This is a genomic window from Paenibacillus sp. LS1 (assembly GCF_026013365.1).
Taxonomy (GTDB): domain Bacteria; phylum Bacillota; class Bacilli; order Paenibacillales; family Paenibacillaceae; genus Paenibacillus.
Genome location: NZ_JAPDOE010000003.1, coordinates 291415 through 308263, shown reverse-complemented (window position 1 = coordinate 308263; position 16849 = coordinate 291415). Strand labels below are relative to the sequence as shown.

General features: G+C 46.3%; 12 protein-coding genes. 8 read left to right on the top strand and 4 right to left on the bottom strand.

Annotation, left to right across the window (positions count from 1 at the left end; translation table 11 throughout):
• Nucleotides 1-228: 228 nt before the first annotated feature.
• Nucleotides 229-1734, top strand: coding sequence for a malate:quinone oxidoreductase (locus OM416_RS16670; RefSeq protein WP_264931260.1), 1506 nt, complete (start codon nucleotides 229-231; stop codon nucleotides 1732-1734).
• Between the two features lie 121 nt (nucleotides 1735-1855).
• On the opposite strand, the gene OM416_RS16665 is transcribed toward OM416_RS16670, so the two are convergent.
• Together OM416_RS16665 and OM416_RS16660 are read right to left on the bottom strand one after the other, a co-directional pair.
• Entirely contained in the window at nucleotides 1856-2932 is a 1077-nt protein-coding gene (locus OM416_RS16665; protein WP_264931258.1) for a hypothetical protein, read from the bottom strand.
• Between the two features lie 32 nt (nucleotides 2933-2964).
• On the bottom strand, nucleotides 2965-3582 hold the full coding sequence (locus OM416_RS16660; protein ID WP_264931256.1) for a TetR/AcrR family transcriptional regulator: 618 nt from the start codon (nucleotides 3580-3582) through the stop codon (nucleotides 2965-2967).
• A gap of 166 nt (nucleotides 3583-3748) precedes the next feature.
• Here OM416_RS16660 and OM416_RS16655 point away from each other — a divergent pair, with 166 nt between their 5' ends.
• From OM416_RS16655 to OM416_RS16635, 5 genes are all read left to right on the top strand, one after another.
• The gene (locus OM416_RS16655) at nucleotides 3749-4342 is read left to right on the top strand and encodes a cysteine hydrolase family protein (RefSeq protein WP_264931254.1); all 594 of its coding nucleotides are present in this window, start codon (nucleotides 3749-3751) and stop codon (nucleotides 4340-4342) included.
• Between the two features lie 269 nt (nucleotides 4343-4611).
• The gene (locus tag OM416_RS16650; protein WP_264931252.1) at nucleotides 4612-6720 is read left to right on the top strand and encodes a TerD family protein; all 2109 of its coding nucleotides are present in this window, start codon (nucleotides 4612-4614) and stop codon (nucleotides 6718-6720) included.
• 385 nt (nucleotides 6721-7105) lie between these two features.
• Complete coding sequence (locus tag OM416_RS16645; protein WP_264931250.1) at nucleotides 7106-8731, top strand: rhamnogalacturonan lyase B N-terminal domain-containing protein; 1626 nt, start codon at nucleotides 7106-7108, stop codon at nucleotides 8729-8731.
• Between the two features lie 214 nt (nucleotides 8732-8945).
• Entirely contained in the window at nucleotides 8946-9896 is a 951-nt protein-coding gene (locus tag OM416_RS16640; protein ID WP_264931248.1) for an SMI1/KNR4 family protein, read from the top strand.
• Between the two features lie 83 nt (nucleotides 9897-9979).
• On the top strand, nucleotides 9980-10357 hold the full coding sequence (locus OM416_RS16635) for a winged helix-turn-helix transcriptional regulator (RefSeq protein WP_264931246.1): 378 nt from the start codon (nucleotides 9980-9982) through the stop codon (nucleotides 10355-10357).
• Nucleotides 10358-10413: 56 nt separating this feature from the next.
• On the opposite strand, the gene OM416_RS16630 is transcribed toward OM416_RS16635, so the two are convergent.
• Nucleotides 10414-11484 (bottom strand): SDR family oxidoreductase, encoded by a 1071-nt coding sequence (locus OM416_RS16630; RefSeq protein ID WP_264931244.1) that lies wholly within the window; start codon nucleotides 11482-11484, stop codon nucleotides 10414-10416.
• Between the two features lie 249 nt (nucleotides 11485-11733).
• On the bottom strand, nucleotides 11734-12231 hold the full coding sequence (locus OM416_RS16625; protein WP_264931242.1) for a DinB family protein: 498 nt from the start codon (nucleotides 12229-12231) through the stop codon (nucleotides 11734-11736).
• Nucleotides 12232-12399: 168 nt separating this feature from the next.
• Between OM416_RS16625 and OM416_RS16620 the strand changes: the two genes are divergently transcribed.
• Both OM416_RS16620 and OM416_RS16615 read left to right on the top strand, forming a co-directional pair.
• Nucleotides 12400-13557: a response regulator gene (locus tag OM416_RS16620; protein WP_264931240.1), complete on the top strand. Its 1158-nt coding sequence runs from the start codon at nucleotides 12400-12402 to the stop codon at nucleotides 13555-13557.
• 3 nt (nucleotides 13558-13560) lie between these two features.
• Nucleotides 13561-16704: an ATP-binding protein gene (locus OM416_RS16615; RefSeq protein WP_264931238.1), complete on the top strand. Its 3144-nt coding sequence runs from the start codon at nucleotides 13561-13563 to the stop codon at nucleotides 16702-16704.
• Nucleotides 16705-16849 lie beyond the last annotated feature (145 nt).

Here is a 16849-nt window from a genome sequence, read left to right as displayed (position 1 = left end):
TTCAGGCCTATAACCGGGCTAACGTTCCGATGTAAACTAGCGTATACTGATGGAATAGCAAATATCTTGAAATTGCATATTTAAATTGCTCTATATTATTGATACACTAGATCAAGGTTATAATCATTCAGAGAAGGTGCGACCCCGTTCAAGAATGGGCTTGCTGCAAATGCCAAATCGATAACGCTTACATCCTTTTGGCAAATATAGGATATAAGGACGGTAGACATGAGCCAGGGACAAACGAGTACAGATGTTATCTTGATTGGTGCCGGAATTATGAGTGCAACTTTGGGAACTTTGCTAAAAGAATTGGCACCAGACTGGAATATTAAGGTTTTTGAAAAGCTCGCCACTGCAGGAGAGGAAAGCTCCAACGAATGGAATAATGCCGGAACCGGGCATGCTGCATTGTGCGAACTTAACTATACCGTTGAACGACCAGACGGAACCGTAGATATTAGCAAAGCGATTAAAGTGAATGAACAATTTCAGATCTCAAAGCAATTTTGGTCCTATCTCGTCAATAGCCGTCTGATTCGTAATCCGCGGGATTTCATTATGCCGATTCCTCATTTGAGTTATGTGCACGGAGAGAGCAATGTCCAGTTTCTGAAAAGACGCTATGACTCCTTGTCGAATCACCCGCTGTTCGCAGGCATGGAATTCTCGGATGACAAGAAAGAGCTGGCGAAATGGATGCCGCTGATGATGAAAGATCGTACAAGTAATGAACCTGTTGCAGCAACCAAGATTGACTCCGGTACGGACGTTAACTTTGGTGCTTTAACGCGTATGCTGATCAAACATTTGAAGGAACAACACGTGGGTATCCACTACGAACATAGCGTGAAGAATATGAAACGTACCAGCGATGGACAATGGGAATTATCCGTGAAAAATCTGAAGAGCGGTACAGTCGAACGCCATAAGGCAAAGTTCGTCTTTATCGGCGCGGGCGGCGGAAGTCTACATTTGCTCCAGAAGACGGGCATTCCGGAAGGTAAACATATCGGTGGATTCCCGGTCAGTGGCATCTTTATGGTGTGCAAAAATCAAAAGGTCGTGGAACAGCATCACGCCAAAGTATATGGCAAGGCTTCGGTAGGGGCTCCGCCCATGTCCGTTCCCCATCTGGATACCCGTTTTATCGACAATAAGAAGTCGCTGCTATTCGGTCCGTTTGCCGGCTTCTCGCCGAAGTTCCTGAAGACCGGTTCCAATGCCGACTTAATTACGTCGGTTAAGATGCATAATCTGCTTACGATGCTCGCAGCAGGTGTCAAAGAAATCTCTTTGACCAAGTACCTGATCCAACAACTGATGTTATCCAAGGAACAACGTATGGCTGAATTGCGTGACTTTGTTCCGGGTGCGAAGAGCGAGGATTGGGATATGGTTCTGGCGGGGCAGCGTGTGCAGGTGATCAAGGATACCGTTCAAGGTGGCAAGGGTACGCTCCAATTTGGTACCGAAGTGGTCACGTCTGCAGATGGAACGATTGCGGCTTTGCTAGGTGCATCACCGGGTGCATCCACCGCAGTTCAGGTCATGCTTGAGATTCTTCAGCGTTGCTTCCCGCAGCATATGGAGGCATGGGAGCCGAAGATCAAGGAAATGATTCCTTCCTACGGTATATCGCTTGTAGAGAACTTGGATCTGCTCAAAGAGGTTCATTCTTCAACAGCCAAAGCGCTGGGATTATCGGATGAAAAACATGTCCTGCACGTATAACGATTAATCTAATCGTGTTAAATAAGAATCAGGCCAAAGAAGAGAGCTAAGCCGGGATGAATCCCGTGCTTAGCTCTTTTTTTGATATATCATGTCTGAGCTGTTTTTGTCAGCGCCAGATTTATAGCCGATAGAAATTTCTGGAGTGCTCGTTAAAAAACGCAGTAACTTCAGGGTAGGACGTAAAATTGATATGCTTTTGTCTAATAATCTTTTGCATGAAAATGGTATCTGTGAATATTTTATTGATGATAATCCCGCACCATACAGGAGTGCCTCTGAAGTTATTTATTAATACTTGAATTTCATTAAAATCAAAATACAGGATATATAAAACGTAATTCTGAAGTAATGTCGTGAAGCAATAATCACGATAGGGGCCTAAGCGATGGTCAGCCAGAAAATCTCGTATGATATCAAAGAACATCGTTCTATTTTCCGCGTACATATGCAGCATCTGATCTACATCATTAATCAGCCCGATGATCGTCTCTAATCCTTCTTCCGTGGGCATGCTTAGCTTGGGTGATTTACTCTCTATTGCTCGTAGCAGTTCGAGCGTAAGCTGTTTGCAGGCCTGTATTTCGTATGGTGTAATGAGAATTTGCTCGTTGTATATCTCGAGATGTGTGCTGTAGTAATCATGAAACGCTGCAATGTAGTCTCTTAGCTTAATGTTGGTTTTTGTATGTACGAGATCATTTCTGCTATACGAACAGGCGTAGAGGGTCTCTTCGTTAACCGGATGGGCGTAAAGGTAGAAAAAGAAGAAAAAGTCCCTTAACTCATACTTCTGTTCATCACTCAATCTGGATAATTCACTCAATTGAGCTAGTTGAAAGAAGCTATAGTTTTTCATCAAGTCATTCATGTCACTGTAACAATTATACGTGTTAACTGACATCGTGGTATTAATAGTAAACAACAAATAATATAGGGTGAGTTCGTCATACATATTCAGTTGGCTGAAAACATTGCTGAGAAGGGGGTTCCCGTTTGGCTTGGCGCCATAATATGGATCTTTGGGCTGTAGCTCAAAGATCCAGTTCGTAAAGGTCTCATCCGATTGACCATTCAAGAATAAGTCAGCGCTATCGTCTTCATATATGCCATACATTAAAGGTTCTGTATGGGCAGGCGTTAGTCCGCGTTTCCATTTGATGTTGAGGTATTCGTTATATAGTGTTTGAAGTTGCATATTGTATCCTCAGTTCTTGTATGGATTTCTCTCTACACGTTACGCAGACCATCACATAGGATCGATACAACCCGTTCCGGGAAAATTCCTCGATGTCCGGTGGCCTGAAGCACACCGATCAGCATGATTTTAATATCCTCAATGCTGGCATCTGCTCGGACAGAGCCATGTTGCTGTGCTCGCTCAAGCAGTTGGGTAATGCCCCGCCAGAACTCATTCGCTATCTCTGAGCGGCCCGTGTCTATGGTCAGACTGCTAACCAGAGCATCGGTAATCGCCTTGTTGGCAATCCCCTCGCTTATGATCTTGGTGAAATATTGAAAAAATGCTTCGCCCGGATCGTCGTGATGAAGCCATTGATCGGCCTCTTCCATCAGACGCATCTTGTGGCTGGCAATGACGGCCCCGAACAGATCTTCCTTCGTTGGAAAATGGCGATAGACCGTGCCTATACCAACACCGGCACGCTTTGCAATCTCATCCATGGAGACAGCAATGCCCTCCGTTTTGAAAATTTCATGCGCAATACGGAGCAGCTTATCCCGATTTTTCTTGGCATCTGCACGCAGTGTCTTCTCTGGAACCTGAGTGACGATGGAATCATTATCCGTAACCTCACCGTCAGGAGTAGGATTATTGTTTTTAGACATTATGGGATCACACCTCTTTCATAAATATACCCCACTGTTGGTTGGTTGACAAACGGAGGATCACCTCCGTATAATTTTAAACGGAACTTATCCTCCGTTTATCACTGGAGAATAATATACGAACTATTCTGAATTTCTTAACCCAATTCCAAAGGAGAAGGATAACATGTCACATTCAATGAGCAAAAGTGCATTGCTGATCATGGATATGCAAAAGAGTGTCGTGTCCCAGTTTGTTAAAGACAGAGAGGACCTGCTTCCATTCCAAAAAGCGATTGAGACTGCACGTCGTCATGCGATTCCTGTGATTTACGTGAGAGTGGCATTCCGCCCGGGTTATCCCGAGATCAGTTCACGCAACAAAATGTTCGGCGGAATCCCTGATCGGGCTGGAGCTGGAGCAGATGCGGTGGCAGCCATGGAAGCAGCGGTGCAGATTGATGAATCTTTGCAACCCCAGCCGGACGAGCCTATTGTGACCAAAGTTCGGGTCAGCGCATTCGCCGGAAGCGATCTGGAGGTCATTCTTCGGTCTCAACAGATAGACACACTCATTCTTAGTGGGATTGCGACAAGCGGGGTTGTTCTATCGACTTTGAGGGAGGCGGCGGATAAAGACTATGCGCTCACCGTGCTCTCGGATGCCTGCATCGATGCAGATCCCGAGGTTCATCGTGTGCTTACGGAAAAAGTGTTCCCTCTTCAAGCAGAGGTTAGATCTGTGGACGAGTGGGCGGACTCGTTATCCGGTACCAATTAGGTCATCTTATCATGTCGTAATACTTTCGCCCTGTTGGCAGATCGTGGAATCTGAGATGATGGGTTCACCAGAGGTTTGGGTGACAAACTTCGAACCGCTGGCCTTCAGGCTATTGCGATCCTTCCTTCTAACTTCATTGGCGAAAATAGGGTCGCAGCTCTCCTGAAGATTTCATTTCAGAGAGGAGGCGTCCAGGCTATCACATTCCTTCCTTCTAACCCTAACCTTTCACGTTATATAGGGATGTGGCTTTCCTGGACTCTTTTATCATGAACAATACGATTTATTTGCGCAGAGCGAACAAACTTATTATCGAATCAAACGAAGGGAAACAACAGTTGCCGAAGACACACCTGGCGACTGCCCTCAAAAATATTGAATCACTCGGATACACCTTCTCGGATGAGTTAATGCAGGCGATGCGGCAGCTGTCCAAGGAACAATTCGAAGCAATATATATTCAACTTGTAGCTGATCTGAGAGTCATGGTCGGCGCACATGTGAAATACAAACCGATGTATGCAGGATTCCCGATGCAGGTAATGCAGGCGGATGAAGCGGAGTTATACCTTAATGCGATGATTCATTATCTGACCAATCTGACTGCGGTCTATACGGATCAACCATCTGTGGAGAGAATGCCTTTGCTGGAAAAGACGGACTTAAAAGTCATTGGTTTGGGAAACAAACAAGCATTCCAGACGCTTATCCGCCAGATCATAGAAGCCAAGGGTTCCATCTCGGAAACAGACAAGGCAGATATCGATACGGTATTGGAGTATGTAGACCCGAAAGAAGTGGATGCGCTATTACCCACCGAGATTCCGTTCAAAGAAAATGTGGGCTTTGTGGTCGCCTCGCTGTTGAAGCATGAAAAAGCAAACATCGACCGGATCAGTCCGTATTTCAAAACGGCAAGTGATGTCCTGCGTCTGGCTGTCGCGTGGTCCAATGGTGATGTCAGCCTGGCAGCAGCGTCTCCTTTCCGGAGATTCAAACGCCGCGAGAGACGTCTTTTGCTCGGATTATTGGAGCAATGCGGTTCCATCAAGGAGGATATGCTTCGATATAAGGATCGCTGGATTCGCCTTGGCGAAATTCTGCATCCTTCGGAATATAAGCTTCGGTATCCGCGCTGCGAAGAAGCCTTTGATATTTTACGTAATAATAAGCCTTATTCGACCTTCAACGGAAGTGTGGAGCTTGCCTTCCAATATCGGAATGTCTGGAGTCTGATTGATCTGTTGTCACAGCGTCCAGGTGAATTCGCGAGAAGACTGGATCACTTGCTGCGTGTGACCGAAGATGAAGCGTATGTACTGCTGGCATTTGGCGAGGTACTGGAGCAAGTCTCTACCCCGGTGTTATTGCAGGTCAGACAGCATTTTGCCCAGCGTAATGAACTGCAGGATCTGCGTGTCTTCTTCCCGAAAGGCAATGTAGCCAAAGCTTTTGCCGTTCCAAATGAGCTGCCAGAGATCAATGAGACCACGTGTCAGGATGTCGTGCAATTGTGCGAGCAGGCACTGGTAGAGCGCTTCGCTGCCCTTGCCCCGCTTGGGAAGACCTATGTCGATCCGCAGCTCCATGATTATCTGGTGCCCTTTTCCCAGAGATCTGCGAGCAAGGCTCTTCGTACCATCGTTCGAGGAAGCCGTATGCCAATGGCAGAGGGAGATACGATTCGTTTCTTCAACTGGTGGAAAGAGGGAGACGTGGATGGCAAGTCTACAGGGCGCGTGGACATTGACTTGTCTGCAGTGATGTACGATAAGGACTGGAACTATGTAGAGCATATTTCCTATACGAATCTGCGATCCTCTAACTATAAGGCTGTCCATAGCGGAGATATCGTGACCGCACCTAACGGAGCAAGTGAGTTTATTGATCTGCATATTCCATCCATCGTGGCCTATGGTGGACGATATGTGGTAGCAACACTGCTTTCGTTTACCAGTCATCCGTATTGTGATCTGCCCGAATGTTTTGTGGGCTGGATGATGAGGAAGAAACCGGGGTCTGGCGAGATTTTCGAACCGTCCACCGTAGCGAACAAAATCGATATTACCGCGGATACGCAGATTGCGATCCCTGTCATTATGGACCTGGTCGAACGTTCCGTCATCTGGACAGACCTGGCGCTGACAAGCCATCCGGATTACTGCAACAATGTGGAAGGCAATCAAAAAGGCATGGTCTTGATGGGCAAAGCGCTAACGAATTTACGCAAACCCGATCTGCATGACTTGTTCATGCTTCATGCCAAAGCTAGAGGAGAACTGGTGGATAAAATGGATCAGGCGGATACAATCTATTCGGTGGATCAAGGCGTTACGCCGTATGATATCGAGCAGATTATGGCGGAGTATCTGGTTTGACCTGTTTGACTTGAATAGCGATCTGCGAGTATCAAGATTAGGAAAAGAGTAGCTGATGCTGCTCTTTTTTCTGCATTTCAGACACGCTTCAGAAGGAATGGGACCAGATCTGCGGTTCGTTTTTATTGCAAATATATGTAATATAATGGTATTATTTTATTGGAATTGTAAGGATTTTAGTAACTAGAAGAGTGTTTTAAGAAGGGGGTGGAGAGATCAGATTCACTTGAAGTGACGACTCTACGCTATACGCACGCAGACATAACATTTCATTGATGATGGACATGCCCGCTTAGCAGACATATCGATGTAAGACGGAAGTGTCAGTTGTTATACAATATAATGTAAGCGCTTTATAAAATGAATTCCAAGGAGCGATTTACTTATGAACCAACGTATAGTGAGAAAAGCGCTTGGCTTATTTTTAATTGTCGTAATGATTGCAACAGCTGCTGTATACCCTGCATCTACCGGACACGCGGCAACCATTAATGTGACCGATAACGGCTCCAGAATTGAAGTAAACACCGGTTCAGGATTAGTCTACGTGGTGAACAAAACCAATGGGGATATTATCTCGGCCAAAATGAACGGCACGGAGCTAAACAGCAACAGGGGATCGCATATCGGTTCAGGTTTGGGCTCCTCCGCCAATGTAACTTGGAATACCTCTCCTTCAGGATCAACCGTGTTAATCACGGTATCGACAAGCACACTAACTCACTATTATGCTTCGCGTGGTGGTGAGAACATCATTTACATGGCAACGCATATCACGGCTCAACCTTCGATTGGGGAGCTGCGGTACATTTTCCGTGGTGATGGTAGTGTGTTGACAGGTGTTCCGGCGAATTCCAATAATCGAGGTAACACTGGAGCAATCGAGAGTCAGGATGTATTTGGTTTCGCAAACGGCCAGAGTGCCTCCAAATATTATGGTAATGATCAGGCCAAAGATTTATCCGTTCGTGGAGTTACGGGGAATGGCGTCGGTGTATTTATGGCCTACGGCAATCGGGAAAAAAGCTCTGGTGGTCCATTCTTCCGTGACATCCAGTTCCAAAGTGGAACAGAGACGGAAGTATATAACTATATGAACTCGGGACATGCACAGACGGAAAATTGGCGTCTGGGTCTGCATGGGCCGTACGCTTTGATCTTCACAACGGATGGTACGCCGAGTGTACCTGATTTTAGCTGGATGTCTGGTCTGAATCTGCAAGGTTGGGTATCCAGTCGAGGGAACGTCGTGCTCAATGGTCTCAGCGGGATGGATACAGGTTATGCGTACACAATTGGATTCGCCAATAGCAATGCCCAGTATTGGGTAGGTACGTCTTCAAGTGGGGCGGCCGCCAAATATAGTATGATCCCGGGCACGTACACCATGACAGCCTATAAGGGAGAACTGGCCGTATATACGGAAACGGTTAATGTCACGGCAGGACAAACGACGACACTGAATACACGTACGATTAACAATGACCCGAGTCAAGCCGCAAGCATCTGGCGAATCGGTAACTGGGATGGTACACCACGAGAGTTCCTGAATGGACAGACGATTCCGATTCGTCACCCGTCCGATAGTCGCAACCCAAGCTGGGGGCCTGTCACCTATGCTACCGGTAGTGCGACCAATCGATTCCCGGCAATCCAGTTCCGTGGTGAGAATTCTCCAACCACAATAACGTTTAACTTGAATGCATCTCAAGCGGCATCTTCTCATATGCTCAACATCGGTATTACCGCAGCCTACAATAATGGCAGACCTAGTGTAACGGTTAATGGACATGCTTTAACCAATCCTGCCGCGTCTTCACAGCCCAATTCTCGTAGCTTCACCATTGGTACGTATCGTGGCAACAACACAACCTTTAGCTGGAATGTTCCAGCATCCTACTTCGTGAATGGTTCCAATACCATCACAATTACGCCGATCAGCGGTTCCAGTGATTTGGGTAACTGGTTAAGTGCAGGTTGGGTCTACGATTGTGTTGAGCTGCTGAATTGAGTTAAGAATGCAATGTTGTGGAAGGAATAAAGAAGGTAGCCTGCCTGGTTTTCTTAACCGGGTTCAGGTTACCTTTTTTAGCTTTGGCATCGGAAATGAAAAGAAATTGTTTCAAGATATCCCTAAGGATATTGCTTTGCTGGAGATGGTGATCCGGATAGTGGTATAATTTTCAATACGTAATCATGAGTGAATGAACGGGGAGGCCAAAGGAATGAGAGACGATCTGTTGGTTCAATTGCAAGATTGGCATGAAGAAGATGAATTTCAGGAAATTGTAGATGCAATTCAAGCGATTCCTGTGGAAGAAAGAGATTATGAGCTGGTTAACCATTTGGGACGAGCGCTGAATAACCTGGAACGGTATGAAGAAGCGGTCGAACAATTCCTGACAGTTGCCAAAGAGGGAACAGGTGACCCACTCTGGCATTATCGGATTGGACTGGCTTATTATTATCTGGAGCAATATGCGCATGCACTGCAAGCGTTCGAAAGAGCGGATGAATTGGAGCCTGAGGATGAAGATACGCTGGAGTTTCTGGAGTGGATTCGAAGTAAAATGGAGGAGCCGTCCGAGTCTGAACCTGAAGTTGAAACGGACCCAGAGGCTGTCGAAGAATTCCGTGTACCCGTTGACGTTGTAGCGACCATTCCAACGGTTCCCAGACCAGAATCCGGCGAATTCTGGAACGATAGTGAGCAGGCCCTGGAACATTATGTGTCCAACTCGCCGAGTGATGGTCTCATTGACTCTGTCGAGGAGCAATTGGTGTTTCGACTTCCTGCCTCCTACATTGAGATGATGAAGGTACATAACGGCGGTATTCCGTACAATCGTTATTTCCCTGTAGCGAACACAGATACGGGAGCTACGGACTATGTTGAAATTGAAGGCATACTGGGCATTGGCCGTGAGAAGCCTCGCACATTAGCCGGTGCACAAGGTAGCTGGACTTTGATTGAACGTGAAGGCTATCCGGAGATTGGCGTAGTCATCGCAGTATCTCCTTCGGAGTCGGGGGTTGTCATGCTTGATTATCGTTCATTCGGGAATGATGGAGAACCCGAGGTGGTCTATGTGAAAAGGGAGAATCCCAAAGAGACTATTTCGCTGGCACCGAACTTTGAGACGTTTATCCAAGGATTAATGACCCCGGAGGTTTAGAATTCGACTTCCTTAAACTGTTTTGTGCAAAAACACATCATTCGTTAGGAGGTACTTTTGTCTGGAAGGGGGCAGAAGGTGATATGGAGGAACCGCTCAAAGTATATAACACCGCAGTTGAAGCTTTTCTTGAAGTGATCGGGGGAAAGTGGAAGCCCGTTATTCTGTTCCATCTTACCTTTGGCAAGAAACGTAATGGTGAACTGATGAAGCTGATCCCCGCGATCACCCAGAAAGTGCTGACTCAGCAGCTTGGTGAACTAACGGAGGCGGGGATCATCGTCCGTATCTCCCATCACCAGGTCCCGCCTAAAGTGGAGTATGAGTTAACAGAGTATGGATGTAGCCTTAAAGAGATTCTTCATCTGATGTGTAGGTGGGGCGATATACACGTGGAGAATGTTTATGGTGATCGAGGAAAAATCCTGTTTAAGCCGCCAACTACTACTGACGTTGAGTGACTTATATAAGCCGATTCTGCAATTCGGGAATCGGCTTATTGTGCATTTTATTTAATTTACGGAAGGATATTGCGCTCACGTAGATTTCTGAAAATATCCATAAACATAGCCTCAGTGTCAATGAAATCATGAAATCCGAAGCGGCGAGCTTTGGAACCATCTGCAAAGAAGTCATAATCCCACGAGAAGACAAAGTCACCAAATGCCCAGGAAGAGACATCATCATAAGGGGTGTTTACCAAACCATACTTTTCAATCATGGAAATCCAAAGAGCTTCTTTATCTGCCATTACCGTTGCAAGGGAGAGGGGCAGTGGAGGAGCCGTTTCCAGTTTGAAAAATGAAGCGATTTTGGGCCATAGTTCATTCCAGCGAAACAGATCGCCATTGGTGATGTTAAATGCCTGATTGGCACAGCGAGGTTCAGTTGCTGCCCATACAGTTGCGTGAGCAAGCAATGTTGCATCGGTCATTTCAAGAAGCGAATGATACGCTCCTGGTTTCCCAGGAAAGCGAAGTGGTAAGCCAAGTTCCTTAGAGATAGAAGCATATACCCCGATCACCATCGCAAGGTTCATTGGATTACCCAGGGCGAATCCACATACAACAGATGGGCGCAGTGCTGACCAGGTCCAGCTGCTTCCGAGTTGCCGATCCTCGAGAAACTGTTGCTGATCGACATTGAATTCAGGAGGCATATGATGTGCGTCTGTTTCTTTGGCAGGTGTTTTAAATGGACCCAGATGTGCCCCGTACACCTTATAACCTTGCATCAGACTGATATGTTCGAGATTTGGGGCAATCGGTTCAATCGTATTCACCACATTGGCGAGCATAGCCAAGTTGGGCTGCACCAATTCGGCCCAGGTTGGACGATCCTGATACGCGGCGTAGAAAATATGCGTAACGGTCGTTAAATGACTCAGTTTGTTTTGTGTGTCTGCTTCGTTCAGTAAATCAGCTGATATATAACGTAACTTGGGAGCATCTTCTCCTCCGCGGCGAGATACACCAATGACATTCCATTGCGGAAGTGTCATCAGATAATCAATAAGGTTTCTTCCAATAACGCCTCCAGCACCAATGACAAGTGCGGTGTAACGGGTAACGGATTGTTCGGGTTTCAATGGACATGCTCCTCTCTTCTTCTGATCATATTGTGGGTCAGAAAAAGAAGGATGAGAAGTACGCACCTCAAAGTCATATACGTACTTTGAAGTAATATATGAGCTTGGCGCAGGTTATGGGAGTTATAATTGGTACTTCAATGTGATGCTACTTGCCTGTAACCACAAGAAGCTGTAAAAGGAACAATCGTCCTTTCACAGCTTAGATGTGTCTGTATGTCCGTGCAATAGATCTGTTGTAAATATAGTTTACGCCGGGAATCCCCCACCTGGAGGCGGCCATGCGCCGTAGAAGCGACGCAGCAAAACAATCTCACCCAGATGATACGAGTTATGAGATGCGATATTGCGTAGAACTCCTGCCTTGGTTTCCCCTGGGAAATAGAGCAGTGCATCATCCAATTGTGCCGTTTCCGCAATGACTACCGCTCGATCAACCCCATCCAAGAATGCCTGGATATCTGCCTTCCATGTAGCTTCATCCTGTGGACCTTTCTCTTCAGGCCAGCTCTCGCTCACGTTAGCAGGGAGCTGTGGCTTACGTCCTTCCAAGTGCTCGAGCATGAATTGCTGCCAATAATGCATGTGCTTCACCAACTGATAGATGGTATATGGCATAGCATCGTGCGTACGAGCAGCAAGTGTGACATCAATATCGGGTAGAGCACGAGCGATACGGATATGACCGCGTTCCCCCACTAATGATTTGACAAGGGCTTGTCCAAAGCTGTGATTAGCATCTGACATATGGAACCTTCCTCTCTTTTAGACCGGATCTTTTAACCTGCATTATATATTATACAATTAAATTGCTAAAAATTAAAAAAGGGACAACACGAATCCAAATACTTGAAATCCCTATGATATAATAGTGAAAATAAATCTCAAGACCTCCGGGTCAAGGAGGAAGCTCCGGTGAAAGTGATATTGGTTGACGACGAACGTCTAGCGTTGATAGGCCTTCAAAAATCACTAGAAAAAGAAGTAAGCGACATCGAAATTATCGCTACATACATGAATCCGACAGAGGCTATGGCAGGTATTGTAGAGCACCGTCCTGATGTTGTATTTCTGGATATTCATATGCCGGAGATGGATGGTATGGATCTGGGAAGACAGATTCAGGCCTCTGTGCAGGAAACCGAGATTATTTTTGTGACCAGTTACGATCAATATGCGGTGCATGCCTTTGAGTTACAGGCTTTGGATTATGTGATGAAGCCCATCCAGAAAGATCGATTGAAGCAGACGATGAGTCGAGTCCGGGAAAAACTGAGGTTAAAACACGAGCAGCGGTCTAAGGATACCATCGTACCTTTAATTTGCTGTTTTAATCAGATTCAGTTTAAGCTTCCAGGCCAGGATATCCAGGTTGCCAAATGGCGCACAAGCAAGGCGCAGGAGCTGTTTGCCTATTTACTTCACCACCGGAATCAGACGATTCATCGCAGTGTGTTGCTGGAGATGCTGTGGCCTGAATTGGAAGAGGATAAGACGGTGCATCAACTCTACACCACGATGTATCATGTCCGCCAAACCCTGAAAGCATGCGATATGGATATGATCACGATTCAGAGTGGACACCTTGAAGCCGGCTATCGGCTCGAATTGGGTGAAGCTCAGTTGGATAGTGAGCAGTGGGAACAAGAGATCAGGCAATGGAAAGTCGTTGATGCCAGTACCATTCATGCCTATGAGCAAGCGCTTCATTTATACAAGGGCACGTATCTTGGCAATTACGAATACATGTGGGCTGAACCTGAACGGGAAAGATTACGATACCTGTGGTTGTATCATATGAGACAACTAAGTCTGTATTACCAGCAACAGGGGCTGGGGGAGAAAGTGATTGAGAGCACGCGGCGTATCCAGCAGATGCTTCCGGATGAGGAAGAAAGTTATTTTGTTCTAATGAAATTGTATGATGAAATGCACAACGATCTCGGTGTGGAGGAGCAGTATCGTCTCTTAACCACCAGAATGGAGCACGATTTGGAGATACCGATCAGTGAAAACATTAGCGAATGGTATCAGGACTGGAAGCTCGGTTTAACCAAAGTCATGAAAACATAAATAATGAAATCACTTCAAACGAAACCTGTGAACCGTTACAGATATATGATCATCATGCTGATTATTTTTGGCGTACTGCTTGGTATGCGCTGGGTCTGGTCGCAGTTCTTCCCTGCCTTGGACGATCATCACGCTGTGAATGGTGTAGTTGATTTGCGAGGTGTTGATCTGGAACAAGTGCCGGTAATGTATATGAACGGAGAATGGGAACTATATTCGAATGAATTACTGACCAGCAAGGATATTGTGGATAGGGTACGGTCGAAGCCGGCGGATGTGGTCCAGGTTCCGGGAGATTGGAAAAATGCCGAGAACCGGGATCAGGAGAGTTCACTTGGATATGCCACATATCGATTGCGTGTTTTGACTGATCCACTCCAGGTACCTGTGACCTTCTGGTTCAGAAACATCCGAAGTTCATCCGAAATTGAACTCAATGGGGATATCGTGGGCGGAATGGGGAAGGTGTCGGAGGATGCAGATACCTATGAACCGAGAAGTACCTCTTATACGGCAACCTACGAAGATGAAGGCGCAACAGAGATTGAATTGCTCATTCGTGTAGCCAATTATGATAGCCCGTATATAGGCGGGATCGGCAAACCCGTTCGCCTTGGTTCCCAGGCGGCGGTTGATTACGCACGTTGGTATTCCATCGGTTTTCAACTGGCCATTTTTCTCATTTTATTACTCCATGGCATGTATGCCTGTATTCTGTTTGTGTTCAACCCCCAGGAGCGGGCCTTACTCGTCGCAGCTATATTAACCTTATCTGTAGGCATCATCATTATGGTGGGTCATGATAATATTCTGATGTTATGGCTCCCTATTAACTATACGTGGGGGATCAAGCTTCGCCTGATCTGTCTACTGCTGCAAAATGCTTGTATCCTGCTGTTGTTCCAGAGATTGACCTTGGTACATATACGAACAAAAAGCCTTCAGTTATGCATTGTCATGACAATAGCTTATATTGCCGTTATTCTAGCGGTTCCAATTCATGTTGTCTATGCTATGGTTCAATACTCTCTTATCGATATTTTCTTTCTCGTCTCCTCTCTCTGGTTCCTGTACATTGTAGGTGTCATGCTCTTTAGGAAACAGGCCGATCGGGATATGGTTTTCCTGCTACTGACAGCTGGAGGCATCATATCCAATATGTTGTGGAGTACAAGTGAGACATCAAAAGATGTGACAACAGTCTATTATCCAATTGATATCATTTTTGCGATTACCGGCTTCTCCGCCTATTGGTTCAAAAAGTACTTCAGGAATGCCAGTGAGAATATGAAGCTGAATATAGAATTGCAGAAGGGTGACAAAATTAAAGATCAGTTCCTGGCGAATACATCCCATGAACTGCGGACTCCGCTGCATGGGATCATTAACATTGCCCATAACGTCGTCACCCGAGAGAAGAGCAGGTTGGATGAACGGAGCTTGGAGGATATGGAACTGCTCATCACGATCGGTAGACGGATGTCCCATCTGCTTGGCGATCTACTGGATGTAGTCCGGCTGAAGGAGCATCGCATTGTGCTGCGTCAGGTTCCTCTTTCCATACAGTCGGTGGTACCTGGCATTATCGCCATGCTGCAATTCATGGCAGAACGGAAACCGGTCCGCCTGCATATGGAGATTCCGGAGTCCTTCCCTTTGGTCATGGCTGATGAAGAAAGACTCGTTCAGATTTTGTATAATCTGCTGCATAACGCGCTCAAACATACAGAGGAAGGAACGATCTCCGTAAATGCCGAGATTCGTGAAGGACATGCTCTAATTCATGTGGCGGATACAGGCATTGGAATGGATGAAGACACACGGATGCGTATTTTTCTTCCGTATGAACAAGGGTCGTATGGAATAAGTGATGGACAAGGCATCGGGCTTGGACTGAACATCTGCAAACAACTCGTAGAACTGCATGGTGGGGCACTAACCGTTCAGTCGGAACCCGGAAAAGGCTCGGTATTCAGCTTCGATCTACCGCTCGCGCATGAAACTACCCATCAGGCTGAGTCGCAGCTTCCCCTAATCTGGGAGCAGGCGATGGAGATGATGGAAGATGCACCTGGCGGTTTCCTGCTACCCCGCCCTGGTATGGGAGACGTGGAATCTTCAGCGACAGCGGAGATGGCTCCATTGTTAAAAGAAGGGAGAGCCACCATTCTGGCTGTGGATGATGATCCGGTTAATCTGGATGTGTTGGTCAGTATTCTCTCGACGGAGCCATACGATATAACTACAGCACGTTCGGGGCAGGAAGCGATGGAATTGCTCGGCACACGTCAGTGGGATCTACTGATTACAGATGTGATGATGCCGAATATGTCCGGATATGAGTTAACCCAGAAGGTACGGGAACAGTTCTCGATGTCTGAGCTTCCTGTACTACTGTTGACTGCACGAAGTCAGCCGCCAGATATCTACACGGGTTTCGCGTCGGGCGCGAATGATTATGTCACGAAGCCTGTAGATGCGTTGGAGCTAAAGTATCGGATAAGAGCATTGACCATGTTAAATCAGTCCATCCAAGAGCGCCTACGCATGGAGGCTGCCTATTTGCAGGCTCAGATTCAGCCCCATTTCCTGTTCAATACGCTGAATTCACTGATGGTGTTAAGTGATATTGATACAGAGCATATGCGAAAGCTTGGCGAGGCCTTCTCATCCTATTTACGGATCAGCTTCAACTATCTCAATACAGGGGAACTGGTGAAATTATCATACGAACTGGAACTCGTGGAAGCCTATCTTTTTATTGAGAAAACACGATTTGAAGATCGATTGTCGGTGGTATTAAACGTAGAGCCGGACCTTCCGTTGCTTCTCCCGCCGCTATCAATTCAGCCTTTGATCGAAAATGCCGTAAGACATGGGTTATTAAGCCGAAATGTGGGTGGGACGGTATGCCTGTCTATCACTCGCCATGAGGGTTATACCCGTATTGAGGTGAAGGATAATGGCAAAGGCATCGAACCGAAGAAGGTTGCAGAGCTGTTACATGCTACGCCCGGTGGAAAAGGCGGAATAGGTATTGTGAATACAAACCGCAGATTACTGCAAAGGTATGGTCAAGGATTATCGATTGTAAGTGAACCGGGTGAGGGAACGATGGTGTCATTTGATATTCCGGATGAGATATAAGGAAAAGGCCGCAGAAGTGATGACTTCCGGCCTTTTTGTTGTGCTTGGGTATCCATTCCCTAATTTTAATTATTTCTAATGCTTGTTTCATATGTTAGTATATTTAACATTAGAAGCGCGGATTCCGATAATGGGCGCTAAACGT